This window comes from Rubellimicrobium aerolatum (assembly GCF_017872975.1).
Taxonomy (GTDB): Bacteria; Pseudomonadota; Alphaproteobacteria; order Rhodobacterales; family Rhodobacteraceae; genus Rubellimicrobium; species Rubellimicrobium aerolatum.
This window is the reverse complement of the sequence record NZ_JAGGJP010000008.1, coordinates 1-23,232: the sequence shown is the minus strand read 5'-3', so window position 1 is coordinate 23,232 and position 23,232 is coordinate 1. Positions and strand designations below refer to the sequence as shown.

Genomic DNA, 23,232 nt, shown 5'->3' with positions numbered 1-23,232 from the left:
GAGGAGGCTTTGCCATGACCCGATTCACCTTGACGCTCGCCCTGATCCTGGCCGGAGGGGCGGCGCTGGCGCAGGACGATGCCGCCGGGCAGGCCAGCGAGGACGCCGCCGAGGCCGGCGCGACCGAGATGATGGACGGCCACGGCCACGACATGGGGGCCATGGGCGACGACATGGCCGGCATGGACCACGGCATGATGATGGACGAGACGGCGATGAGCGGGCTGATGGCGCCGATGGTCGCGATGATGCACGGGATGCCGATGGAATCGACCGGCGACGTGGACGCGGACTTCCTGATGATGATGATCCCGCATCACCAGAGCGCCGTCGAGATGGCCCGGATCGCGCTGGAGCAGGGCGACGACGAGGCCACGCGCGCCATGGCCCAGAGGGTCATCGACGCGCAGGAGGCCGAGATCGCCGAGATGCGGGCGATGCTGGAGACGATGGGGCACGCGGCCCCGGCCGAGTGAGGCGTCAGGCCCCCGCGACCACGGACGCGGCGGCTTCGAGCCCGCCGCGTCCGTGGGGGATGCGGAGGGCCTTGAGGCCGGACTCGATGGCGCCGAGCACGCCCAGGACCATGTGGGCGTTGACGTGGCCCATGTGGCCGATGCGGAGATGCGCCGAGGCGGGCTCGCGCCCCAGGCCGATGCCGAGGGTGACGCCGGTGGTCGCCTTGACCCAGGCGCGGAGGGCGTCGGCTTGGCCTTCGTCCAGCGACAGTGCTGTGATGGCGTGGGAGCGGGCCGAGGGGTCGGGGACGTTGAGGCGGAGGGGGCCGCCCTGCCCCCAGGCCTCGGCCGCCGCCCAGATGGCGCGGGCGAGGGTCGCGTGGCGGGTCCAGACCTGCTCCAACCCTTCCTCGTCGATCATGTCGAGCGCCTCGCGCAGGCCTTAGAGCGCCTGGGCGGGGGCGGTGCCGAACCAGTAGCGCCAGAAGGCGTCGGGGTTCGCGCGTCCGGTCCAGTCCCAGTAGGGGGTGACGAGGGCGGCGGTCGTGCGGGCCCGCGCGGCGCGGTCGTTGAACCAGGCGAAGGCGAGGCCGGGCGGGCACATCAGGCCCTTCTGCGAGGCCGAGATGAGGACGTCGGCGCCCCAAGCGTCCATCTCGAAGCGGTCGCAGCCGAGGGAGGCCACGGCGTCGGCCATGAGGAGCGCGGGGTGGTTCGTGGCGTCGAGCGCCTGCCGCAGGGCCGCGATGTCGCTGCGAACGGAGGTGGAGGTGTCCACGTGGACGGCGAGGACGGCCTTGATGCGGCGGTCGCGGTCGGCGCGGAGGGCCTGCTCGACCCGGTTCGCGTCCCAGGGGGTCGCGGGGCCGAAGTCGATGGCTTCGACCTCCAGCCCGAGACCCTCGGCGACCGAGGCCCAGCCGCGCCCGAAATGGCCGGTCTGGGGCACGAGCACGCGGTCGCCGCGCGACAGGACGTTGACCAGGGAGGCCTCCCAGGCGGCGTGGCCGTTGCCCATGTAGATGGCGACATGATGGCGGGTGCGGGCCAGCGCGCGGAGCGAGGGGATCAGGGATTCGGTGATCGTGACGATCTCGCCCTCGTAGATGTCGGGCGAGGCGCGGTGGCTGGCGCGCAGCACGCGGTCGGGGACGACCGAGGGGCCGGGGATGGCGAGGTAGGGACGGCCTTGGGCGAGCATGGGGACTCCGGTGGTCGGGACGGCGACGTGGTAGCGCCGCGCGGGCGGGGATGCCAGCGGGGCGGCCGTGCTTGCTGCGGGGGCCGGGGGGGCCTACATGGGGGGACCCTGGACCAGAGGATGACGTGAGCCTGCTTTCCCGATTGCTGCGGGGGTCGCCCCGGACGCGGAGCACCGACCTGAGCGACCCGGCGGCGCGGCGGCGGGCGCTGCTGCACTACAATCTCATCGATCATGCGATCCTGCGGCACCACTGGACCAACATGGACGAGATCGCGCCGGGCGTCTGGCGGTCGAACCAGCCGACGCACGCGCGCTTCGTGGAGATCAGGGCGGCGGGGATCAAGTCGATCCTGAACCTGCGCGGCACCGCCGAGCAGCCGCGGTTCCTCTTCGAGAAGGAAAGCTGCGAGGCGCTGGGGCTGCGGCTGACGAGCGTGATGCTCCACGCCCGGAAGCCTCCGGCGCGGGACCAGGTGCTGAAGCTGTTCGAGGCGTTCCGCACACTGGAGCGGCCGTTCCTGATGCATTGCAAGTCGGGCGCCGACCGGGCGGGGTTCGCGAGCGCGCTTTATCTGATGGCGCACGAGGGCTGGACGGTGGCGCAGGCGCGGCGGCACCTGTCGTTCCGCTACCTCCATGTCCGCGCGTCGAAGGCGGGGGTGCTGGGGCGGGTGCTGGACCTCTACGAGGCGCGGCTGGCGCGGGGGCCGATCGGCATCGAGGAATGGTTCGCGACGGACTACGACCTCGTGGCCCTGCGGGAACGGCGGTGAGCGGGCGGCGCAGGGGCGACCTCGGCTGGCTCTGGGGGGGCTACCTGCGGCCGCATTGGCCCTGGCTGGTCGCGGCGATGGGGCTGATGGCGCTGGAGGGGGCGTCGCTGGGGCTCTTCGCGCGGGGCGTGCAGCCGATGTTCGACCGGGTGTTCGTGGCGCGCGAGCCCGGCGCGATCTGGGTCGTGGGGCTGACCATCGCCGGGATCTTCGCGCTGCGGGCGGTCGCCGGGGCCGGGCAGAAGGTGATCCTGACGCGGGTGAACGAAAGGGCGGCGGCGGGGCTGCGGCGCGACCTGCTCGGGCACCTGATGCGGCTGGACGGGGCGTTCCACCGCGACCACCCGCCGGGGGTGCTGATCGAGCGGGTGGGGGGCGACGTGCAGGCGTTGGGCTCGATCTGGACGTCGCTGGCCACGGGGATCGGGCGGGACGCGGTGGGGCTTGTGTCGCTGTTGGGCGTGGCTCTGGCGGTGGACTGGCGCTGGACGCTGGTCGCGCTGGTGGGCGTGCCGGTTCTGGTGCTGCCGGCGCTGGGGCTGCAAGGCTTCGTGCGGCGGCGGGCGCGGGCGGCGCGCGAGGTCGCGGGCGAGATGTCCACGCGGCTCGACGAGGTGTTCCACGGGCTTCAGGCCATCAAGTTGAACGGGCTGGAGGGATATCAGGCCCGGCGCTACGACGCGCTGCTGCGGCGCCGGGTGACGGCCGAGGTGCGCGGCGCGGCGGGGCGGGCAGCGATCCCGGCGCTGGTGGACGTGATGTCGGGGTTGGGGTTCCTGGCCGTGCTGGCGCTGGGCGGGCGCGAGATCGTCGCGGGCGAGAAGACGGTGGGCGAGTTCATGGCCTTCTTCACCGCCATGGCGCTGGCCTTCGAGCCCCTGCGGCGGCTGGCGGCGCTGTCGGGCACCTGGACGCAGGCGGCGGCGAGCGTGGAGCGGATGCGGGCGGTGCTGGACGCGCGGCCGGTGATCCTGGCCCCGGCGCGGCCGGTGGCCCCGCCGGTGGGCGCGCCGGCGGTGGAACTGCGGGACGTGCATCTGGCCTATGGGGGGCAGCCGGTGCTGCGGGGGCTGTCCTTCGTCGCGGAGGCGGGGCGGACGACGGCGCTGGTGGGTGCCTCGGGCGCGGGCAAGAGCACGGTGTTCAACCTGCTGACGCGGATGGTGGACGCGGACCGGGGCGAGGTGCGGGTCGGCGGCGTGCCGGTGCGGGACATGGACCTGGGGGCGCTGCGGGGGCTGTTCTCGGTCGTGGCGCAGGACGCGCTGCTCTTCGACGAGACGGTGCGGGAGAACATCCTGCTCGGCCGGACGGACGTAAGCGAGGCGCGGCTGGCCGAGGTCGTGGAGGCGGCGCACGTGGCGGACTTCCTGCCCGTTTTGCCCCACGGGCTCGACAGTCCGGCCGGGCCGAGGGGGTCGGCGCTGTCGGGCGGGCAGCGGCAGCGGGTGGCCATCGCGCGGGCGCTGCTGCGCGACACGCCGGTGCTGCTGCTGGACGAGGCGACATCGGCGCTCGACACCCGGTCGGAGGCGGTGGTGCAGGCGGCGCTGGACCGGCTGTCGGAGGGGCGCACGACGCTGGTCATCGCGCACCGGCTGAGCACCGTGCGGGCGGCGCACCGGATCGTGGTGATGGACCGGGGGCGGGTCGTGGACCAGGGGACGCACGAGGAGCTGCTGGCGCGGGGCGGGCTTTACGCGGAGCTGCACCGGCTCCAGTTCAGGGACGAAGGGGGCTCTGCCCCCGTCGCCTCCGGCGACTCCCCCGGGATATTTGGAGCCAAAGAAAGGCAGCAGGGATGAGCGGGCGGGCAATCGTCGCGGTGGAAGGGGCGGATCGGGAGGGGTTCCTCCAAGGGCTCGTGACGAACGACGTGGGGCGGCTGCGGGAGGGGCTGGTCTATGCGGCGCTGCTGACGCCGCAGGGGAAGTATCTGGCGGACTTTCTGCTGGTGCCGGACGGGGAGCGCATCCTGATCGACGTGGCCGAGGGGGTCGCGCCGGCGCTGGTGCAGCGGCTGGGGATGTATCGGCTGCGGGCGGACGTGCGGCTGGTGCCGACGGAGCTGGGGGTGCGGCGGGGGACGGGGGCACCACCGGAGGGGGCCTGGGCCGATCCGCGCCATCCGGCGCTGGGCTGGCGGCTCTATGGAGCCGAGGGCGGGGGCGACGGGACGGACTGGGACGCCATCCGGGTCGCGCACGTGATCCCCGAGACAGGGGTGGAGCTGACGCCCGAGACCTACATCCTGGAGGCGGGGTTCGAGCGGCTGCACGGGGTGGACTTCCGGAAGGGCTGCTACGTGGGCCAGGAGGTCACGGCGCGGATGAAGCACAAGACGGAGCTGCGGAAGGGGCTCGTGGGCGTCGCAGTGGAGGGGGCGGCGCCGGTGGGGACGCCGATCCTGACAGGGGACGGGCGCGAGGCGGGGGCGCTCTATACGCAGTCGGGCGGGCGCGGGATCGCGCATCTGCGGTTCGACCGGATGGGCGGGCCGCTGGCGGCGGGGGACGCGCGGGTGGTCGCGGGGCCGGCGTAGGGCGGGGTCCGTCGCCAGCGTTCCGCATCGTGGTCGAGGTGGAATGGTGGGGGGAAGCCCGTCCTACGCTGTCGAACGCGATGCACCGTGTAGAGCGGGGTTCGGCCCGCCATGCGAGACCGCCATCAGGCTAGGAAGGCGAAACGCTGGGCCAGCGAGTCCCAGGCGGCCTCGGAGCCGGCACTGAGGAGGACGCCGCGCGGGCGCTCGGCGGTATAGTCCTCGCCGTCGAGGAATCGCGCGACGCCGCCGGCCTGTTGGACCGCGAGGACGCCCGCCGCGTGATCCCAGGGGTGCGGGACCGGGCCGGAAAGGCAGAACTCGGCGTGGCCTTGCGCGACCATGCGGTATTCGTGGAGCGCGCAGCGCAGGCCGGTGATCCGTAGGAAGTCGGGGAACTCCTTGGCGATCCGTTCCCGGTCGGCGTGGGGAAAGAGGCCGAGCGGCATGTAGCCGGTCAGGCGGTCGATCCGCGATTCGGCGGAGGCCCGGAGGTCGGTGACGCGGCCCGAGGCGGTCTCGAACCGGGCGGGGGCGCCGGGGACTGCCTCGATCCAGTCGTCCATCACGGGGTCGTAGAGGAGGCCCCAGACGGGGACGCCCCGGCGCAGCACCGCGAGGAGGACGCCGAAGACGGCGAGGCCCTTGGCGAAGTTCCAGGTGCCGTCCACGGGGTCGATGACCACGCAAGGGTCGGCGGTGCCCATGGCGGTGCGGAGGGACGGGTCGGCGGCGACCGATTCCTCACCCAGCACGGTGGCCTCGGGCCAGGCGGCACGGACGGCGGCGGCGATCTGCGCCTCGGCCTCGGTGTCGGCCAGCGTCACGAGGTCGGCAGGGCCGGATTTCGTGGAGATGTCGGACGGCGCGAGGGCCCGGAAGCGCGGCATGATCCGCTCGCGCGCGGCGTCCCTCGCCGCCCGCAGGAGGAGGTCGCGTTGCGCGGGCGAGATCGGATCAGGCACGCTCGGAGTATTCCATGGATTCGGTGTTGACGATGACGCGCTCTCCCTCGCCGATGAAGGGCGGGACCAGCACGCGCAGGCCGTTGTCGAGGATCGCCGGCTTGAAGCTGTTGGCGGCGGTCTGGCCGCGCTGCACGGGGTCGGTCGAGGCGATGGTGCAGGTGACCTTGGGCGGGAGCGCCACGTTGAGCGCCTCCTCGCCCACGTATTCCACGCGGACCGTCATGCCATCCTGGAGGAAGGGGCGGCGGTCGCCCAGGAGGTCGGCGGGCAGCGCGATCTGCTCGAAGCTCTCGCTGTCCATGAAGGTCAGCATCCCGTCGGTCTCGTAGAGGAACTGCTGGTCCTTCTTCTCCAGCTCCACCGTCTCCACCTTGTCGGCGGAACGGAAGCGTTCGTTGAGCTTGCGGCCGTCGCGGAGGTTCTTGAGCTCCACCTGCGCGAAGGCGCCGCCCTTGCCGGGCTTGACGTGATCCACCTTCACCGCCGCCCAGAGGCCGCCGTCATGGTCGAGGATCAGGCCCGGCTTGATCTCGTTGCCGTTGATCTTGGGCATGGCCCCCTCCCCCGATGACGACTGCGCGAGCGGCGTTGACCTTCGCGGCGGGGGAGCCATATCGCCCGTGCGCCGCCAGCACAAGGCGAACTCCCGGTTTCGCGAGGACCCGATCCGTCCCTTCCATAGAATTGCCATGATCGAAACGCATGGCAGCCATGCTGAAAGAGCACCGCTCCCGGCGGCTCAAAACGGTAGTTATCACGGGCCCTCGGACGCGGAAGCGAAGAAAAAGGAAGAAAAATGAAGGATTTCATCGACGGCACCGCCTACAACAACGAGCAGGGCAACCGCGCGCGCAAGCTTTTCGCGGCGGTCGTGCTGGCGGCGCTGGACGACGCCATTGCGGATGACAAGAAGTTCGGCAACGGTCCCGAGCAGATCGCCCGCTGGGCGCGGTCCAAGGACGGGCGCGAAGTGCTGACCTGCGCCGGCATCGACCCGAACGAGCGGGTGGTCCAGGGCCTCATGGACTTCGTCGGCAAGGGCGTGCGGACCTCGGTCGCGCTGTCTCGCGAGGAGAGCGAGCGTCGCCACGCCGCCGAGGAAGAGGCGAAGGCCGCCTGACGGAGCCTTCCTTCGGGAGTTTCACGGAACAGCGCGGGCCCTCGGGTCCGCGCTTTCGTCATGGGGAGGGGCGATGGCGAAGGCCGTGATGATCCAGGGCGCGGGCTCGAACGTGGGCAAGAGCCTGCTGGTCGCGGGGATCGCGCGGGCCTGCCGGATGCGGGGCCTGCGGGTCGCGCCCTTCAAGCCGCAGAACATGAGCAACAACGCCGCCGTGACCGCCGATGGGGGCGAAATCGGACGGGCTCAGGCGCTGCAGGCGCGGGCGGCGGGGCTGGAGCCGCTGGTGGACATGAACCCGGTGCTGCTCAAGCCCGAGACGGAGACGGGCGCGCAGGTCGTCGTGCAGGGCCGCCGCGTGGCGAGCGTGCGGGCGCGGGACTACGCAGGCCTGAAGCCGCAGCTCATGGCGCCGGTGCTGGAAAGCTTCGGGCGGCTGGCGGCGGGGCGCGACCTCGTGATCGTGGAGGGCGCGGGGAGCCCGGCCGAGGTCAACCTGCGGGCGGGGGACATCGCCAACATGGGATTCGCGCGGGCGGCCGGGGTGCCGGTGGCGCTGGTGGGCGACATCGACCGGGGCGGCGTGATCGCGCAGATCGTCGGCACCCACGCGGTGCTGGAGGCGGGCGATCGCGCCATGATTCGCGCCTTCGCGATCAACAAGTTCCGGGGCGACCCGCGGCTCTTCGACGACGGGTTCCGGATGATCGCCGAGCGGACGGGCTGGGCGGGGCTGGGCGTGGTGCCGTGGTTCGAGGAGGCGTGGCGGCTGCCGGCCGAGGACATCCTCGACATCGCCGGGCGGGGGACGACGGGAACGGTCAAGGTGGCGGTGCCGCAGTTGCGCCGGATCGCGAACTTCGACGACCTCGACCCGCTGGCGGCGACGCCCGGCGTCGGCGTGGAGATCGTGCCGCCCGGGCGGGCGCTGCCGGGCGACGCGGACGTGGTGCTGATCCCGGGGTCGAAGGCGACCATCTCGGACCTTTCGCATTTCCGCGCGCAGGGCTGGGACGTGGACCTCCTCGCGCATCGGCGGCGGGGCGGGCGGGTGCTGGGGCTCTGCGGCGGCTACCAGATGCTCGGGCGGCGGATCGAGGACCCGGACGGGATCGAGGGGCCGCCCGGAGGCGTGGACGGGCTCGGCCTCCTCGACGTGGTGACGGTGATGGGTCGCGAGAAGCGGTTGGCCCGCGTGGAGGGGACCCACCCCGCGAGCGGCGCGGCGGTGCGGGGCTACGAGATCCACATGGGCCGCACCGAGGGGCCGCACCGGGACCGGCCCTGGCTGGTCGTGGACGGGCGGCCCGAGGGGGCGGAAAGCGCGGACGGGCGGGTGCGGGGAACCTATCTCCACGGGCTCTTCGCGGCGGACGCCTTCCGCGCGGCCTGGCTGTCGGAACTGGGCGGCGCGGGCGTCCCCTTCGACTGGGAGGGCGAGGTGGAGGCCACGCTGGACCGGCTGGCCGCGCATCTGGAGCGGCATCTGGACCTCGACGCGCTGCTGGCGACGGCGGCGGAGGTCTAGGTCTGACCAGGAGGCCGGGCGGCGGCGCGCATGGCGAGGGCCTGGAGCACCTCCTGCCGGACGAGCTTGCGGAGGTTGCGGGTGACGCGCGCGCCGGTCTCGCCCCGCAGTTCCTCGCTCACGACCTCGGCCACCAGGGCGCGGAGCGCGGCCTCGTCGAGGCCGGCCAGGGGCAAGGGGACGGGCTCGGGCGGCCGGGGGGCCGGAGCCTCCGCTGGTGCCGGGATCGGCGGCGCGGCGGCGGGCGGGAGCTCGGGCGGAGCGGGGTCGGGTGCGGAGGCGGCGGATGGCGGGATCGCCGATGGATCGGGGATCGGGCCGGCGACGGCTTCGTCCGGGGTCGCCGGGGCGGGAATGGACCCGGTCGGGACGAGGACGGGCTCGATGGCGGGGGTCGTCGGGCGGGGCGGCGGAGACGCCTCGGGCAATGACGCCGTGGGGTCGGGGTCGGCAGGCTCGCGCACCCGCAGGGACGGGGTCAGGACGAGGCGGCCCATGGGAGCGGCGCGGCCTTCCTCGCGCGGGCGGCGCAGCGCCAAGGGGAAGGGCTCGCCGGGGGTCTTGGGAGGATTCGCCATCGTGCCTTCCGTTCGGGCCGGGATCGGGTCCCCTGCCCCGCCGCGCGGGGCCGGGACGGCGGGCTCAGTTCCCCTGCCCGATCGACTGCAACACCCGGTCCAGCGCCCGGCCCTGCCGCGAGGCGGCCGAGGGGGCGTCGTCCACCAGGTCGTAATAAGCCGAAGGGTCGTAGACCTGGACGTTCAGCCCGAGCGTCTGCGCGGACAGCAGCCCCGCCGCCGACAGGATCTGGTAGGTGGCCAGCGCCTCGTTGATCTCGGCGTCCACGAGGCTCGCGCGGGCGTCGAGGAGCTCCTGCTCGGCGTCGAGCACGTCGAGCGTGGTCCGCGCGCCGAGCGTCGCCTCCTCGCGCACGCCCTCGAAGGCGATCTGGGCGGCGCGCACCTGCTCGGAAAAGGCGGAGCGGCTGGCGCGGGCGACCTCGAGGTTGGCGTAGGCCGTGCCGACCGCCTGGACGACGCCGCGCGAGACCTCGATCAGGCTCGCCCGCGCCTCGTCGCGCTGGGCGCGGGACTGCCGGACCTCCGAGGCCCCGGCCCCGCCCCGATAGATCGGGCCTTCCACCGAGACGCCGACCTGCGCCACCCCGGTGTTCGGGGCCTCGGCCAGCTCGCCCAGGGCGTCGCTCTCGCGCGAGAGGGAGATCCCGCCGCTCAGCGCAACGGTGGGTCGCTGCTGGGCCCGGGTGGCCGAGATGGCGATCTCGGCGGCGGCGACCTGGTGCTGCACCTGCAACAATTCCGGGTAGGAGCGCAGGGCGATGGCCTCGGCCTCGGCCGGGGCGGACGGGATCGTGGCGAAGGGCGGCGGCTCCAGGTCGCCGGGCGCACGGCCCACGAAGGCGCGGAAGTCCTCGATGGCGGTGGCGAGGTCGCCCTGCGCAGCCACGAGGTTGGAGCGCGCCGCCGCCAACTCGGCCTCGGCCAGCGCCACGTCGGTGCGCGTCACCTCGCCGACCTCGAAGCGGTCCTGGGCGGCGCGCAGCTCCTCGCCGATGACGCGGACGTTGTTCTCGCGCAGGCCGACGAAGGCGCGGGCGCGCCGCACCTCCTGATAGGCGCTGACGATGCGGAGGAGGACCTGCCGCTCGATGTCGCGCAGCGACTCGCGGGTGGCGAGCACCGTCTCCTTCTGCGCCTCGATCGCCAGCCGGCGGGCGCCCGAGTCCCAGAGCGTCTGGGTCAGTGACAGCCCGACCGCGAGCTCGTCGGAGTTGGCCTCGAGCCGCTCCACGGTGGTGCCGAGGAGCCCGGCGGTCGCGACCTCGGCCGAGGTGAAGCTCCGCTCCAGGGAGGCGGACCAGCTCAGCACCGGGCGCAGGGTGGCCACGGCCTGGGCCACGTTCTCGTCGGCGGCGCGCAGGGTGGCCCGGTTCTGCTCGATGAGGCCGGAGGAGTTGTAGCCGTCCACCAGCGCGTCGGCCAGCGTCTCGGCTTGGGCGGTCCCGGCCCAGAGGGCCAGAGCGGCCACGGTTCCGCGGAAGATGTGTCGCATGATGCTCGCTCCGCCTCGTTCCTGTTGATCGCGCGCCGTCAGAGCACGAAGGCCGTGGCGCGTCCGAAGCCGGGAAGCACGGGCGCCCCGGCGTTGAAGGCGTAGCGCCAGTTCACCAGACCCGCTTCCTTGCGGCCGATCCGGGCGATGCCGAGCTGCTCCTCGGCGAAGAGGGCGGCGATGCGCCCGTCCTCGGCGAGCTGCGCCAGGAGGGCGTCGTGGATCGTCTCGACCGCGCCCTCGACCAGGATGACGTCGAAGGGGGCCTGGGCGGGTGCGCCCTCGGCCAGCGGGGCGGCGACGACGCGGGCGTTGGCCGCGCCCTGGGCCGCGAGGGCGGCGGTCGCGGCGGCGGCGCGGGCGGGGTCGTCCTCCACGGCGGTCACGACGGCGCCCATCCGTTCCATCACGGCGGCGCCGTAGCCCAGGCCCGTGCCGAGGTCGAGCACCCGCTCGCCCGGGCGGATGTCGAGCCCTTCGAGGAACTTGGCCAGGGTGCGCGGCTCGAGCACGACGCGGCCGGGGGCAAGGTAGAGGTTCTCGCCCAGGTAGGCGGCCTCGCGGCGCGATTCGGGCACGAAGGCCTCGCGCGGGACGTGAAGCATGGCCTCGATGATGGGGAAGCGGGTCACGTCGGCGGGACGGACCTGCGTGTCGACCATCATGGTGCGGCGGGTCTGGAAATCGGACAAGGGGTGGACGCTCCGGAGTCTCGGCCTTTCCCGGAGTCTTGGCACAGCCCCGGCGCCGGCACAATCGGCCCCGCGCCTCCCCTCGCGTCGCGGCCGCTTGCGCGTGGCCTCCGGGTCATGTATCCCGGCCCCGTTCCGACAGGGACGGCGGCGAGTTGGCGGAGAGGTTACGCAGCGGATTGCAAATCCGTGTAGACCGGTTCGATTCCGGTACTCGCCTCCATTTATGTTTAGGCACTTGCAAAACTTCTCCTTTCATCGGCCCTGCGCCGTTTACAGAGGTGTTTGCACTTTCGTTCACGACGCACCTCCTTTGCCTTGCCGTGGTGAGCAGGCTGGTATCGGGATGGTTGATTTGGCGAGGCGTGGGCTTCGGCCGATGAGGGACGCCAGTCGTGACGGGCCAAGGCCTGCCGTCCAGGAGCGCCGTTGCGACCGGCTCCGGACGGCTTGCAACTGCGGTTCAGAGCCCACGCGGTGCGTTGGACGACCTGAGGCCGGGAGCGTCGGATCGTGCCATCGGACGACGCCGCTCCGAGCACGACGGCGAGGTCGCTGACGGAAAGCCTTCTTGCGTTCATGTCGGCCAAGCGAACCGCAGCCAGGATACGGCCCGAACCGACGTCTTCGATTGCGTTGAGCGGTCCTGTAACCCGGCCGGACGTCACTCGGCCCTGAGCCACCTCATCCCAAGAAGTTCTTCGAGCGGCGCTCAACGACGCGGTGGCCTGCTGTCCAGGAAACCGGCAGCAGGCCACGAACGCGCGCGGGCATGGCGCTGTCGGAAGCGACCTCCCCTGGCGTTCCCCAGGCTCCGGCAAGCCCATCGGAGCTGAACCCTCCCCCGCGAACCGGAGGAGGGCCAAGGGGGACCCGTGCTGCGATCAGTCGTAGAGCACGGCGGCGATCGTCGGGTCGGCCATGTTGCTCTGGTCGTACCAGTAGAAGCCGGTGTCGATGACCTCGGGCAGTTCCTCGCCCTTCGTGGCCTTGACGAGCGAATCGACGACGCACTGGCCGATGCCGACCGGGTTCTGCGTGATGGCTCCCAGCAGGGTCCCGTCCATGATCGCGTCCTTCTGCGTCCGCCCCGAGTCGAAGCCGACGCCGACGATGTCGGAGCCGGTCTCCCTGAGCGCGACGGACAGGCCGATGGCCGAGCCCTCGTTCGAGGCGAAGATGCCCTTGATGTCGGGGTTGGCCTGCAGCATCGCCTTGACGTTGTCGGCCGCCTTCAGCGCGTCGTTGGCGTACTGGACATCGACGACCTCGATGTTCGGATAGGCCTCGGCGATGCGGTTGAGGAACCCGTCGCGACGGCCGATGCCGGTGGCGCTGGTCTGGTCGTGGATCACCGCGGCGATCTGGCCCTCCTCGCCGATGGCCTTCGCCAGGGCGTCGGCGGCGGCGGCGGCGGCCGCGATGTTGTCGGTCGAGCAGGTCGTCAGGGGCAGGTCGCTTTCGACGCCCGAGTCGAAGGCGACGATCGGGATGCCGGCGTCGGCCGCCTGCTGCAGCGCCGGGACCTGGGCTTGGCTGTCGAGCGCGGCGAAGCCCAAGCCCTGCGGCGCCTTGGCGATGGCCGCGTTCAGGATGTCGGTCTGCCTGTCGATCTCGGCCTCGGTGTTCGGCCCCTCGAAGGTGATCGTCACGCCGTTGCGGGTGGCGGCCTCCTCGGCGCCGGCCTTCACGGCTTGCCAGAACTGGTGACTGAAGCCCTTGGCGATGATGGGGAAATAGGTCTCCTGGGCGACGACGGGGGCCGCCCCCATGGCGAGCCCGAGGGCCAGTGCCGAGGTCAGGATGGTCTTCTTCATGTCTCACTCCCTGATTGTTGGACCCGGTGCGGTTGGCGCATCCGAGGTGGTCGATCTCGTCTCTTGTTGGTCTCTCTCCCGGATCAGGCCTTTCTACGAAGGACGATGTCGATGAAGACGGCGACGATGATGATCGCGCCGGTCACGACGATCTTCCATTCCTCCTGGACGCCCATGACGCGCAGCCCATTGGTCAGCACGCTCATGATGAAGGCGCCGATGATCGTCCCCGTCACCGTGCCCCGCCCGCCCGAGAGCGAGGTGCCCCCGATGACCGCCGCCGCGATGGCGTCGAGCTCGTAGCCCAGGCCCAGCGCGGGCTGCGCCGAGTTGAGGCGTGCCGAGACGATCAGGCCGGCGACGCCGCAGATGCCGCCGCTGATGGCATAGGTGAGGATCTTCCAGCGGTTCACCTTGATGCCGGACAGGCGCGCGGCCTCCTCGTTGCTGCCCAGCGCGAAGATCATCCGACCGACGATCGTCCGCGTCAGCACGATCGAGGATACTGCGGCGACGGCGAACATGATGAGCACGCCGTTCGGGATCTCCAGCCCCGGGATCAGGGCGGAGATCGAGCTCACGGGCGACAGGAGCCCGTAGTTCGGCGTGTCGTTGAAGTAGATCGGCGTAGCCCCCGAGAAGACCAGCGCGAGGCCGCGCGCGATCTGCATCATGCCCAGAGTGGCGATGAAGGGCGGAATCTTCATGTAGGCGATCACGGCGCCCGAGATCGAGCCCATGAAGGCCCCGAACAGGATCGCGCCGATGATGCCCAGCGGCAGCGGCATCCCGAGGTTCGTCAGGAGGAGCCCGGCGACGACCGCCGTCAGGGTCATCATCGTGCCGATCGAGAGGTCGATGCCCCCCGAGATGATGACGAAGGTCACCGCCACGCCCAGGACGCCGTTGACGGCGGTGGCCTGCATGATGCCGACCATGTTGCTCCAGGTCGCGAAGTTCGGGGCGAACAGGCCGAAGAAGGCCAGGAGCGCGATCAGCACGACGAATGCCACGGCCTTCTGCACGGTCGCGGTCGTGAAGAGCCGGGACCCGCCCCAGCCGGAGGTCTTGAGTGTGGTGTCGGTCATTGCTCGTGCCTCCGGTTCACGCCGCCTCGGCGCGCTGCGTCGCCAGCGTCATGATGTCCTCCTGCGTGGCCGTGCGGCCATCGAGCTCGCCCGTGATCCGCCCTTCGCACATCACCGCGATGCGGTGCGACAGCCGCAGGACCTCGGGCAGCTCGGAGGAGATCACGATGATCGCCTTGCCCTGCGCGGCGAGGTCCTCGAGCAGGCGGTAGATCTCGGCCTTGGCGCCCACGTCGATGCCTCGGGTCGGCTCGTCGAAGATCAGGATGTCGCAGTCCCGCAGGAGCCACTTGGCGATGACGACCTTCTGCTGGTTGCCGCCGGAGAGGAGCCGCGTCTCCTGGTGGACGTGCGGCGTCTTCACCTTGAGCCTGCGCACGTAGTCCTTGGCCACATCGCCCAGCGCGCCGTCCCGCATGAACAGGCCGCCGGACATGAAGCGCCCCCAGCTCGCCATGGTGACGTTGTCGCGCACCGACATGCCGGTCACGAGGCCGAAGTGCTTGCGGTCCTCGCTCAGATAGGCGATGCCGTTCGCCACGGCGTCGGCCGGGCTGGCGATCCGGCGTGGCCGCCCGTGGACCCGAATCTCGCCGCTGTCGATCGGGTCCGCGCCGAAGATCGCGCGCGCGACCTCGGTCCTTCCCGCCCCCATGAGCCCGGCGAACCCGAGGATCTCGCCCTTGTGCAGGGCGAAGCTCACGTCGCGGATCGCATCGCCCCGGTTCAGGCGGGTGACGCGCAGCACCTCCTCCTCGGCCCGTCGCCCCGTGGCGCGGTGCTGATCGGCCAGTTCGCGCCCCACCATCATCTGGATGATGGTCGCCATCGGCGTCGTCGCGGCGGGCAGCGTGTCGATGTACTGGCCGTCGCGCATGACGGTCACCCGGTCGGCGATGCGCTTCACCTCGTCCATCTTGTGGGTGATGTAGACGATCCCGGCGCCGTTGGCCTTGAGGTCGTCGATCACCGTGAAGAGATGCTCGACCTCGGTCTCGTTCAGGGCGGAGGTCGGCTCGTCCATGACGAGGACCCGGGCGTCATACGACAGGGCCTTGGCGATCTCGACGAGCTGCTGGCGCGCCACGGTCATGTGGCCGACCTCGGCCGCCGGGTCGATGCCCACCCTCATCCGCCGGAAGATCGCGGCCGCGTCGCGCCTGAGCTTGGCTTCATCGACGAAAATGCCGAAGCCTTTGCGGGGTTCGCGGCCGATGAAGATGTTCTGCGCCGCTGTGAGATGGTTCATCAGGTAGAGCTCCTGATGGATGATGCTGATGCCGAGAGCCTGCGCGGCCTGCGGATCGCGCAGCGTGACCGGCCGGCCATCGACCCGGATCTCGCCGCCGTCCGGCTGATAGACCCCGGTCAGGATCTTCATCAGCGTCGACTTGCCCGCTCCGTTCTCGCCCATGAGGGCGTGGACCTCGCCGGGGCGGAGATCGAAGCGGACATTCTGCAAGGCACGCACGCCAGGGAACGACTTTTCTATTCCCCGCATATCCACCAATGTCGGCAGCGCCTCGGGCTGTGCTCCCGTCACGTTCTCCTCCCCTGCCCGGTCGTCGGCTTCTTTGGCCATGCCATCCCGGGTCTCCTTCAGCCTGCCACGGCTGGTTCGAGTGACGCAATGTCTCGATGCGTCATGCTGGAAGAAACAGGCCAAAGCTCCGCCATTCAGTCCCGATCCTGTCAGGCTGCGCGCTGAACCTCGCGCATAGGTCAAGGCGCCCATGCCCTTGATGCATCCTGAAACATCATCACTGCTCGAATCGGGATGGAGTGGAATCTCGATCTCTTGGGTTGGAAGGCGCCTTCATCCGGGCCCGCAACAAGCCATCGGTTCGAGCCGGGCCGTCTCGTTCTACGCAGCCCGAGGGTCGCGCACGCCCCGGCGCGGCTTTCAGGACGGAGCGCCCGCTTCGGTCTGCCCGAAGCTTGGCAGCTCGATGCGGGTGAACACGACGAGATCCAGCAGGACGCCGTCGCGGGACCGCTCCTCCGGCTTCGTGGCGGCCTGTCGCATGGCTTCGGCCAGCAGGGCTGCCGGGTCCTGGGCGAGGGCGAAGTCCATGGCTGCTCCGTCGCGCAGGAGACGGGTCGCGCAGGAGAGGGACGGTGATCCCGTTGGTCACGTGACCGACGAGCAGGAGGTCGTCGGCGCGGCCGGCTTCTCTCAGGGCTCAGGCGAGGCCCAGGTTCCCGCCGCCGACGTTGTAGATGGCGCCCAGCGCCGGCTGCGCCTTCATGAGGCGAGCGACCGATTCCGCGTCAGGCCCGGGCTGTCCTCGCCCAGGGCCTCGCCGGAACGGACCACCCTGGAAAAGGGCACGGGCATCGACAGTTGGAGGATCGTCTCCTCGACCACGGTCCTGGTCAGGGGATGCAGGTCCCCCCGGGCGGTTCAGGACACGATTCATCGTCGCGCGGGACAGCCCTGATTCGCGCCTGATTTCGGCGATGCTGACCCGACGCATGGCGGCTCTCCCTTCGGCGGAACGCGACACCTCAGAACGCGTCCCTGCTTGGATGCTTCTCCGATGAGGCCATAGTTCCACGACGACCTTGAAACACCCCGACACGACGTTTGCGGTGATCTCACCATCCCTGATGCAATGGGCTCCTCGCCCTCCACATGGCGGGCTTCGGGGCTGTCGTGGGCCATCTGGGATTCGACAAGATCAAGACGGGCGATGACAAGGCCGTCGATACCCACGCCTTCGCCCACTATTTCCACCACAAGAACTTCGGGGCGAACTACGCGGACGGGCCCATCCCGCTCGACCGATGGTTTGGCACTTGGCACGACGGGACCAGGGCGGGCGATGCCGCCAGGGATGCGCGTTGGCAGAAGAAGATGGAGCGGACCAACGCATGCGTGGGCAAGACCGGCAATCCAGCCGGACGGGCGCCCTGCCGCCGCCGCCGCCCTGCACGATTTCAAGGGCACCGATGGCCGAAGCTGGGGCGGGCGTCCGCCTGCAGGTCCGCTCGTGCCGACGAGCCGAATGGCACCGTGATTTGCAACCTCCCGCACGAGAGGCGACGCGCACCCTTTCTGGACTGCGTGGACCATCCCAAGGCTGGTTCCGGTGATCACGGGCCGTCCATCGAAGCTAATGGAAGATCGAGCAGGGCAACGACGCACCGTCGTCATGCCTCGTCGAGTTGCTAGCGCCGAGCTGGCACCATCCTTGCACCGACCGACGCTTGTTGCTGGCCGTGCCGGCCTGTGCCATGCTCCCGCAGCGTAAACCAGATCACGATTCACGCGAAGGCCGCGCCGCCGGCCTATCCCTCCCGCGACGAAAGTAGCCCATCCATGTGCTCGGCCTGCGAACGCGCCCATCCCTTTCCCCAGCACGACCATTCCTGCCTCTGCGGCTCGCCGGAAACCTTCGCGGCCATGCGGCGGATCGAGGCCGACATCACGCGGCGGCGGATGCTGGGCGGGGCGGCGGCGGTGCTGGGGATGTTCGCGGGGTTCGGGATCGCACCCGTGGAGGTCCGGGCGCAGGCGCCGGGGCGGCCGCTGCTGCTCACGAATCTGCGTCTCTTCGACGGGCGCGACCTCGCGATGCGCGAGGGCGTCGCGATCCTGGTCGAGGGCGACCGGATCGCGGGGCTTCCGCCGGCCGGCGAGGTCCCGGAGGGGGCCGAGGTCATCGACTGCGGCGGGCGGGCCGTGATCCCGGGGCTCATCGACGCGCATTGGCACGCCACGCTGACGGCGGTGAGCCAGATCGCGGCGCTGACGCAGGACATCGCCCTCGTCCACCTGATCGCAGGGCGCGAGGCAGGGGCGACGCTCCGGCGCGGCTTCACGACCGTGCGCGACGTGGGCGGGCCGGCCTTCGGGCTCAAGGCGGCGATCGACCGGGGCGTGGTGGAAGGGCCGCGCATCTTCCCGTCGGGCGCGGCGATCTCGCAGACCTCGGGGCACGGGGATTATCGGATGCTCCACGCCCTGCCCCGGATGCCCGGCGACCCGGCCGACTACAGCGAGCGGACGGGCGTCGCCGTCATCGCCGACGGGCCGGACGAGGTGCTGCGCCGCGTGCGCGAGCAGCTCATGCAGGGGGCGAGCCAGATCAAGATCCACGCGGGCGGCGGCGTGTCCTCGGTCTACGACCCGCTCGACTCCGTCCAGTTCACCGAGCCGGAGATGCGCGCGGCGGTGCAGGCGGCGGCGGACTGGGGCACCTATGTCTGCGCCCACGTCTACCTGCCCGAAGGCATCCAGCGGGCCGTGAGGGCGGGCGTGCGCTCCATCGAGCATGGCCAGCTCGCCGACGAGGAGACGGCGCGCATCATGGCCGGCGAGGGGGTGTGGTGGTCGATCCAGCCCTTCCTTCTCGACGAGGACGCCAACGCCAAGCCGGACCCGGCGCAGCGCGCCGACCAGGCCCGCATCGCCGAGGGCACGGTGCGCGCCTTCGACCTGGGCCGGAGCCTCGGGGTCCGCATGGCCTTTGGCACCGACATCCTGTTCAACGCGGGCGAGGGCGGCGCGAGCCAGGGCCGGCAGCTCGCCAAGCTGGCGCGCTTCATGCCGCCGCTGGAGGCGCTGCGGATGGCCACCGGCAACGCGGGCGAGCTGCTGGCGTTGTCGGGGGGGCGGGCGCCCTACCCCGCGCCACTCGGCGTCATCGCGCCGGGTGCCCATGCCGACCTTTTGGTGGTCGAGGGCGACCCGGAGGCCGGGCTCGACTGGCTGGGCGACCCGGAGGCCAACCTGCGGCTCATCCTGAAGGGGGGACGGATCGTGAAGGAGATGCCGGCATGAGGATGCTTCCGTCCCTTGTCGTTCGGCTTGGGCCGGCCCTCGCGGCCGCCCTCGCCGCAGTGCCGGCGGCCGCGCAGGACGGGCGCGGCTGGAACGTGCAGGTGACGCCCTACGTCTGGGGCAGCGGCGTATCGGGCGAGCTGACGCCCCTCGCGGGGGGGCCGACGCTCGACTTCGACGAGTCGCTGTCGGACGTGCTGGAGGACCTCGACGGGGCGTTCTTCCTGTCGGCCTATGCGCGGAGCGAGCGCTGGGTCGTCCTGGGCGACATCAGCAGCGCCACCTCCTCGCGCGAAGGGACCGTGCCGCCGGGGCTCCCGGCCGAGGGCGAGGTGAGTCAGAGGTCGGTCACGCTGGCGGTGGGCTACCGCGCCGTCTCCGGGCCGCGCGCGACGGTGGACCTTCTGGCCGGGGCGCGGTTCTGGGACGTGGAGGTCTCGGCCGCCGCGCCGGCGGTGGGCCTGTCGGCCGGCGCGGACGTGAGCTTCTCGGACCCGATCCTTGGCGCGCGGGTGAACCTGACGCTCGCGCCGCGCCTGTCGGCAATCCTTTATGCCGACGTGGGTGGCTTCGGCACCGGGTCGGAGGCCACGAACCAGGTGGTCGCGACCCTGAACTACGCCGTCACGGACAGGTTCTATGTCTCCTCGGGCTGGCGACGGCTGTATGTGGACTACGACAGTGGGGGGACGGACTTCGAGGCGGCGCTCTCCGGCCCCCTCCTCGGCGTGACCTGGCGCTTCTGAGCGGGAGACGGCGATGAACAGGCGGATGCGATCGGCGGCGGCCCTCCTCCTCGCGGCGGCGCTCGGGGCCGCCACGGTCGCCGAGGCCTGCACGCGGGCCGTCTATCTCGGCCCCGAGGGGCGCGTCCTGACGGGGCGCAGCTTCGACTGGAGCGCGCCCATCGCCAGCAACCTGTGGGTCTTCCCGCGTGGGATGGAACGGGACGGCAAGGCCGGGCCGCGCTCGGTCGAATGGACCTCGCGCTACGGCAGTCTGATCGTGTCGGGCTACGACATCTCCACGGTGGACGGGATGAACGAGGCCGGGCTGGTGGCGAACCTGCTGTGGCAGGTGGATGCCGATTACCCGGAGGACGACGGCACGACCCCGAGGATGTCGCTGTCGATCTGGGCACAATACTTCCTCGACAACTACGCCACGGTGGCCGAGGCGGTCGAGGACCTGCGCGCCACCCCCTTCGACGCCGTGACGGGCGAGGTTCCGGCCATGCCCGGACGGATGACGACCGTGCATCTGTCGCTGTCGGACGCGACTGGTGACAGCGCCATCCTGGAATGGATCGACGGCGAGCTGGCGATCCATCATTCACGCGAGTTCCGGGTGATGACCAACGAGCCGCGCTACGAGGAGCAGCTCGCCGTGCGCGCCTACTGGGACCGGGTGAACCCCCGCGATTTCCTTCCGGGCACCAGCCGCGCCACCGACCGCTTCGTGCGGGCGTCGTTCTACATCGACGCCGTGGAGCAGTCGTCCGACCCGCGCGTGGCCGCCGCCGCGACCATGAGCGTGATCCGCAACGCCTCGACGCCCTGGGGCATCAGCGTGCCGGGACAACCGAACCTCGCCACCACGCGTTGGCGCGTCGTGGCCGACCAGACCGACCGGCTCTTCTACGCGGAATCGGCGCTGTCGCCGAACGTGTTCTGGGTCGACCTCAAGCGGCTCGACTTCTCGGAGGGCTCGGGGGCGCGGAAGCTCGACCTCGGCGTGGATATGGCCCGCATCCTGTCCGGCGAGGCGTCGGGAGAGTTCGCCCTGGCCGAGCCATTCCCGTTCGAGCCCGCCGACTGACCGGACGGGACATGCGCCAGTCCCCGGATTCGAGCGGCCACGACGCCCCGGGAGGCATGGTGCCGAGGAGCCCCGCCGTGCCAGGCGCCAAGCGCCCGCCGGTGCAGCGCGCTTCCGGGACCCCCGTGCCGCCAAGCTTGCGCGCGCTCCTTCGCACCCTTCGGCCGGTTCGGTGCCGGACGGACCTCGTGGGCGCAAAGGGCGAACCCCGCGCCTCGCCAGCGGATCGCCGGGCCCTCCTGGCCGGGGAACCGGCCCTACCATGACGCGACAGGCGGCCGAGAGGGCGGGCGTCTCCGCGAACGGCCGGTGGCCGGCCCGCGTCCTCGTGGGGCCCAGCGCCGGAGGCGTTCTCTGCGGCACCTTGCTGTTCGCCCTTTCGCTCACGCCCTCGATGACGCCCCGCGCGCCCGTCATTCAAGGGCTTCTGGGAGGGGCGCTCCTCGCCCTCGGTTATCTCCTCTGGCAGGCGGCGGTCGGGGTGGCAGCTTGGCTCGGGCTCGCGGCGCGGACCCGCGCGCCGGTCCTGCTACGGCGCATCGCCCTGTTGGTGGCAGGGGTCCTGGCCCTGGTGGCCCTGGCCGCCGGCCGGGGCTGGCAGGACTCCGTGCGCGCCGCCTGGGGCCTGCCCCCGCTCGAAGGCTTCGCGTCCGTCTGGATCGCGACGCTCGCTCTCGTGGCGTTCCTGTTGCTCCTGGTCTTCGGGCGGCTCTTCGGGAGGCTTTCGGACCGTCTATCCTCGACGGCCAGCCGCGCCCTGCCAACACGGGCGGCCCGGGCCGTCGGCCTCCTTGGGGCGACCGCTCTCGCCGCGCTCCTCCTCGACGGCGTGGTGCTGCGCGGCGTCCTGCGGATGATCGACGAAAGCTCGCGCCTCGCCGACGACTTCGTCCCGCCCGACACGGCCCCGCCATCCGACCCGAACCGCACGGGCAGCGCCGCCTCGCTGGTCGCCTGGGAGGACCTCGGCCGCATGGGACGCGACTGGGTGGCGCGCACGCCGTCGGCCGAGGCGATCGGGACCTTCTGGGGCGGGCCTGCCCGGACGCCGGTCCGCGTCTATGTCGGCCTGATCGCGGCGCCGACCGCCGAGGAACGGGCGCGGCTTGCCTTCGAGGAGCTCCGGCGGGTGGGTGGGTTCGAGCGGAGCCATCTCGTCATCGCGATGCCGACCGGGACGGGTTGGCTCGACCCGGGCGCGATGGACACGCTCGACTACATGACTCGGGGAGATGTCGCCAGCGTCGCCGTGCAATATTCCTACCTGCCGAGCCCCGTCTCCGTGCTCGTCGATCCGACGCATGGCCTGGAGGAGGCGCGGGCGCTGTTCGACCTCGTCTACCGCCACTGGACAGGCCTTCCGCGGGAGGACCGGCCCCGGCTCACCCTCCACGGCCTGAGCCTCGGGGCCTTCCTGTCGCAGGAGACCGTGCCGCTGCTGGACGTCTTGGGCGATCCCTTCGACGGAGCCATGTGGGCCGGCTCGCCCTTCCTCAGCGATTTCTGGCGCATGGTCGTGGACCGTCGCGCCCCCGGAAGCCCGGCCTGGCGGCCTCGGTTCGGGAACGGGTCGCTGGTCCGCGCCTCGAACCAGGAGGGTGCTCTCGACCGCTTCGATGCCGATTGGGGACCGATGCGGCTCGTGCTGCTCCAGTACGGCAGCGATCCGATCGTGTTCTTCGACTGGTCGCTCGCGCTACGTCGGCCGGACTGGCTCGGGCCCGACCGAGCTCCCGACCTGTCGCCGCAGATGCGGTGGTTCCCCTTCGTCACCTTCGCCCAAGTGGCCGTAGACATGGCGCTGGCTCTCGGAGTGCCCGGCCACGGACACGACTACCAGGCGCAGCACTACGCCCCGGCCTGGGCGGCGGCGCTGGGGGTCGAGGACTGGTCGTCGGAGGACACGGAACGGCTCGCCGAACACCTCGACGGAGCCTCCGGCTAGGGTGAGGGGCCAATGACCGCGGGGGACATCTCTGGGGCAACGAGGTTCTGGAGGCGGTGGGACGATCCTTTGCCCAGCCTTCCAGACGCGACCCTGCTGTCAAGCCGATGGCATCGGGATTGAAGTCGGCGCGGCACATTCGGCCCTTTGGAAGCCAACGCGCAGCCTCACCCGGCGGACTTATAGGCATGTCGCCAAACGGCTTGAGGACGGCTCTCCACTGCGCCGAAGAGTTCTCAAACATCGTCGCTTCGGGCGTTTCCTAGAAGATCTCGCCGCCCTCGTCACCAAGCGTCGTCAGGGCAGCGCTCCGCTGCTTGCCCTGCGGGTGGCCCGCAGGGAGAGCCCGGCGGTCCTCACCCTGCGTCGCGCTTTGCGATCCAGTCGTGATCGGGGTCGTTCTGGAAGCGCCACTGGCGG

At 71.3% G+C, this 23,232-nt stretch carries 19 protein-coding genes, 1 tRNA gene and 1 pseudogene; 11 read left to right on the top strand and 10 right to left on the bottom strand.

The window, feature by feature from the left end; translation table 11 throughout:
• Positions 1–14 precede the first annotated feature (14 nt).
• Complete coding sequence (locus J2Z33_RS10280; RefSeq protein ID WP_245218763.1) at positions 15–476, top strand: DUF305 domain-containing protein; 462 nt, start codon at positions 15–17, stop codon at positions 474–476.
• A 4-nt stretch (positions 477–480) separates the two neighbouring features.
• Here J2Z33_RS10280 and J2Z33_RS10275 read toward each other — a convergent pair.
• Positions 481–1,659, bottom strand: a pseudogene (locus J2Z33_RS10275) (pyridoxal-phosphate-dependent aminotransferase family protein).
• A 125-nt stretch (positions 1,660–1,784) separates the two neighbouring features.
• On the opposite strand from J2Z33_RS10275, the gene J2Z33_RS10270 reads away from it, so the two are divergent.
• From J2Z33_RS10270 to ygfZ, 3 genes are all read left to right on the top strand, one after another.
• Entirely contained in the window at positions 1,785–2,435 is a 651-nt protein-coding gene (locus J2Z33_RS10270; protein WP_342454162.1) for a fused DSP-PTPase phosphatase/NAD kinase-like protein, read from the top strand.
• A 77-nt stretch (positions 2,436–2,512) separates the two neighbouring features.
• Positions 2,513–4,240: an ABC transporter ATP-binding protein gene (locus J2Z33_RS10265; RefSeq protein ID WP_245218773.1), complete on the top strand. Its 1,728-nt coding sequence runs from the start codon at positions 2,513–2,515 to the stop codon at positions 4,238–4,240.
• Positions 4,237–4,977 carry a CAF17-like 4Fe-4S cluster assembly/insertion protein YgfZ gene (gene ygfZ / locus J2Z33_RS10260; RefSeq protein ID WP_209840522.1) on the top strand — a complete coding sequence of 247 codons (741 nt, stop codon included), beginning with the start codon at positions 4,237–4,239 and terminating at the stop codon, positions 4,975–4,977. Before J2Z33_RS10265 ends, ygfZ begins: the two co-directional genes overlap by 4 nt.
• Before the next feature lie 125 nt (positions 4,978–5,102).
• Here ygfZ and J2Z33_RS10255 read toward each other — a convergent pair whose 3' ends face one another.
• Together J2Z33_RS10255 and efp are read right to left on the bottom strand one after the other, a co-directional pair.
• Positions 5,103–5,942, bottom strand: a complete 840-nt coding sequence (locus tag J2Z33_RS10255; protein ID WP_342454161.1) for an inositol monophosphatase family protein — start codon at positions 5,940–5,942, stop codon at positions 5,103–5,105.
• Positions 5,935–6,498 (bottom strand): elongation factor P, encoded by a 564-nt coding sequence (gene efp, locus J2Z33_RS10250; protein ID WP_209840520.1) that lies wholly within the window; start codon positions 6,496–6,498, stop codon positions 5,935–5,937. The genes J2Z33_RS10255 and efp overlap by 8 nt, the downstream gene beginning before the upstream one ends.
• Before the next feature lie 243 nt (positions 6,499–6,741).
• Between efp and J2Z33_RS10245 the strand changes: the two genes are divergently transcribed.
• Together J2Z33_RS10245 and J2Z33_RS10240 are read left to right on the top strand one after the other, a co-directional pair.
• Positions 6,742–7,065: a DUF6280 family protein gene (locus tag J2Z33_RS10245; protein ID WP_209840518.1), complete on the top strand. Its 324-nt coding sequence runs from the start codon at positions 6,742–6,744 to the stop codon at positions 7,063–7,065.
• 73 nt (positions 7,066–7,138) lie between these two features.
• Positions 7,139–8,593, top strand: coding sequence for a cobyric acid synthase (locus J2Z33_RS10240; protein ID WP_209840516.1), 1,455 nt, complete (start codon positions 7,139–7,141; stop codon positions 8,591–8,593).
• On the opposite strand, the gene J2Z33_RS10235 is transcribed toward J2Z33_RS10240, so the two are convergent.
• The 3 genes from J2Z33_RS10235 to J2Z33_RS10225 all read right to left on the bottom strand — a co-directional run bounded on the left by J2Z33_RS10235 (position 8,590) and on the right by J2Z33_RS10225 (position 11,358).
• Positions 8,590–9,171 (bottom strand): hypothetical protein, encoded by a 582-nt coding sequence (locus J2Z33_RS10235; RefSeq protein ID WP_209840514.1) that lies wholly within the window; start codon positions 9,169–9,171, stop codon positions 8,590–8,592. The genes J2Z33_RS10240 and J2Z33_RS10235 overlap by 4 nt on opposite strands.
• 64 nt (positions 9,172–9,235) lie before the next feature.
• On the bottom strand, positions 9,236–10,666 hold the full coding sequence (locus J2Z33_RS10230) for a TolC family outer membrane protein (protein WP_209840512.1): 1,431 nt from the start codon (positions 10,664–10,666) through the stop codon (positions 9,236–9,238).
• Between the two features lie 38 nt (positions 10,667–10,704).
• On the bottom strand, positions 10,705–11,358 hold the full coding sequence (locus J2Z33_RS10225) for a protein-L-isoaspartate O-methyltransferase family protein (RefSeq protein ID WP_209840510.1): 654 nt from the start codon (positions 11,356–11,358) through the stop codon (positions 10,705–10,707).
• A 149-nt stretch (positions 11,359–11,507) separates the two neighbouring features.
• Here J2Z33_RS10225 and J2Z33_RS10220 point away from each other — a divergent pair.
• A tRNA-Cys gene (locus tag J2Z33_RS10220) sits at positions 11,508–11,581 on the top strand.
• 661 nt (positions 11,582–12,242) lie between these two features.
• Here the strand turns inward: J2Z33_RS10220 and J2Z33_RS10215 are convergent.
• From J2Z33_RS10215 to J2Z33_RS10200, 4 genes are all read right to left on the bottom strand, one after another.
• Positions 12,243–13,175, bottom strand: coding sequence for an ABC transporter substrate-binding protein (locus tag J2Z33_RS10215; RefSeq protein ID WP_209840508.1), 933 nt, complete (start codon positions 13,173–13,175; stop codon positions 12,243–12,245).
• Between the two features lie 83 nt (positions 13,176–13,258).
• Positions 13,259–14,263, bottom strand: a complete 1,005-nt coding sequence (locus J2Z33_RS10210; protein ID WP_209840506.1) for an ABC transporter permease — start codon at positions 14,261–14,263, stop codon at positions 13,259–13,261.
• Positions 14,264–14,279: 16 nt separating this feature from the next.
• A complete protein-coding gene (locus J2Z33_RS10205) occupies positions 14,280–15,845 on the bottom strand; it encodes a sugar ABC transporter ATP-binding protein (RefSeq protein WP_280922899.1) in 1,566 nt (521 codons plus the stop codon).
• Between the two features lie 321 nt (positions 15,846–16,166).
• Positions 16,167–16,337, bottom strand: coding sequence for a hypothetical protein (locus tag J2Z33_RS10200; protein WP_209840504.1), 171 nt, complete (start codon positions 16,335–16,337; stop codon positions 16,167–16,169).
• A gap of 1,248 nt (positions 16,338–17,585) precedes the next feature.
• Here J2Z33_RS10200 and J2Z33_RS10195 point away from each other — a divergent pair.
• The 4 genes from J2Z33_RS10195 to J2Z33_RS10180 all read left to right on the top strand — a co-directional run bounded on the left by J2Z33_RS10195 (position 17,586) and on the right by J2Z33_RS10180 (position 22,812).
• Complete coding sequence (locus J2Z33_RS10195; protein ID WP_245218762.1) at positions 17,586–19,049, top strand: metal-dependent hydrolase family protein; 1,464 nt, start codon at positions 17,586–17,588, stop codon at positions 19,047–19,049.
• On the top strand, positions 19,046–19,795 hold the full coding sequence (locus J2Z33_RS10190) for a hypothetical protein (RefSeq protein WP_245218761.1): 750 nt from the start codon (positions 19,046–19,048) through the stop codon (positions 19,793–19,795). Before J2Z33_RS10195 ends, J2Z33_RS10190 begins: the two co-directional genes overlap by 4 nt.
• Positions 19,796–19,808: 13 nt before the next feature.
• Entirely contained in the window at positions 19,809–20,867 is a 1,059-nt protein-coding gene (locus tag J2Z33_RS10185; RefSeq protein WP_209840502.1) for a linear amide C-N hydrolase, read from the top strand.
• Positions 20,868–21,129: 262 nt separating this feature from the next.
• Positions 21,130–22,812 carry an alpha/beta hydrolase gene (locus tag J2Z33_RS10180; RefSeq protein WP_209840500.1) on the top strand — a complete coding sequence of 561 codons (1,683 nt, stop codon included), beginning with the start codon at positions 21,130–21,132 and terminating at the stop codon, positions 22,810–22,812.
• Positions 22,813–23,232 lie beyond the last annotated feature (420 nt).

Excerpts from the sequence above, each read along its gene's own strand:
- J2Z33_RS10235 (WP_209840514.1), bottom strand. The coding sequence starts at position 9,171 with ATGGCGAATCCTCCCAAGACCCCCGGCGAGCCCTTCCCCTTGGCGCTG.
- J2Z33_RS10230 (WP_209840512.1), bottom strand. The coding sequence starts at position 10,666 with ATGCGACACATCTTCCGCGGAACCGTGGCCGCTCTGGCCCTCTGGGCC.
- J2Z33_RS10180 (WP_209840500.1), top strand. The coding sequence starts at position 21,130 with ATGACGCGACAGGCGGCCGAGAGGGCGGGCGTCTCCGCGAACGGCCGG.
- J2Z33_RS10210 (WP_209840506.1), bottom strand. The coding sequence starts at position 14,263 with ATGACCGACACCACACTCAAGACCTCCGGCTGGGGCGGGTCCCGGCTC.
- J2Z33_RS10215 (WP_209840508.1), bottom strand. The coding sequence starts at position 13,175 with ATGAAGAAGACCATCCTGACCTCGGCACTGGCCCTCGGGCTCGCCATG.
- J2Z33_RS10185 (WP_209840502.1), top strand. The coding sequence starts at position 19,809 with ATGAACAGGCGGATGCGATCGGCGGCGGCCCTCCTCCTCGCGGCGGCG.
- efp (WP_209840520.1), bottom strand. The coding sequence starts at position 6,498 with ATGCCCAAGATCAACGGCAACGAGATCAAGCCGGGCCTGATCCTCGAC.
- J2Z33_RS10245 (WP_209840518.1), top strand. The coding sequence starts at position 6,742 with ATGAAGGATTTCATCGACGGCACCGCCTACAACAACGAGCAGGGCAAC.
- J2Z33_RS10190 (WP_245218761.1), top strand. The coding sequence starts at position 19,046 with ATGAGGATGCTTCCGTCCCTTGTCGTTCGGCTTGGGCCGGCCCTCGCG.
- J2Z33_RS10205 (WP_280922899.1), bottom strand. The coding sequence starts at position 15,845 with ATGGCCAAAGAAGCCGACGACCGGGCAGGGGAGGAGAACGTGACGGGA.
- J2Z33_RS10240 (WP_209840516.1), top strand. The coding sequence starts at position 7,139 with ATGGCGAAGGCCGTGATGATCCAGGGCGCGGGCTCGAACGTGGGCAAG.
- J2Z33_RS10265 (WP_245218773.1), top strand. The coding sequence starts at position 2,513 with ATGGGGCTGATGGCGCTGGAGGGGGCGTCGCTGGGGCTCTTCGCGCGG.
- J2Z33_RS10280 (WP_245218763.1), top strand. The coding sequence starts at position 15 with ATGACCCGATTCACCTTGACGCTCGCCCTGATCCTGGCCGGAGGGGCG.
- ygfZ (WP_209840522.1), top strand. The coding sequence starts at position 4,237 with ATGAGCGGGCGGGCAATCGTCGCGGTGGAAGGGGCGGATCGGGAGGGG.
- J2Z33_RS10200 (WP_209840504.1), bottom strand. The coding sequence starts at position 16,337 with ATGGACTTCGCCCTCGCCCAGGACCCGGCAGCCCTGCTGGCCGAAGCC.
- J2Z33_RS10195 (WP_245218762.1), top strand. The coding sequence starts at position 17,586 with ATGTGCTCGGCCTGCGAACGCGCCCATCCCTTTCCCCAGCACGACCAT.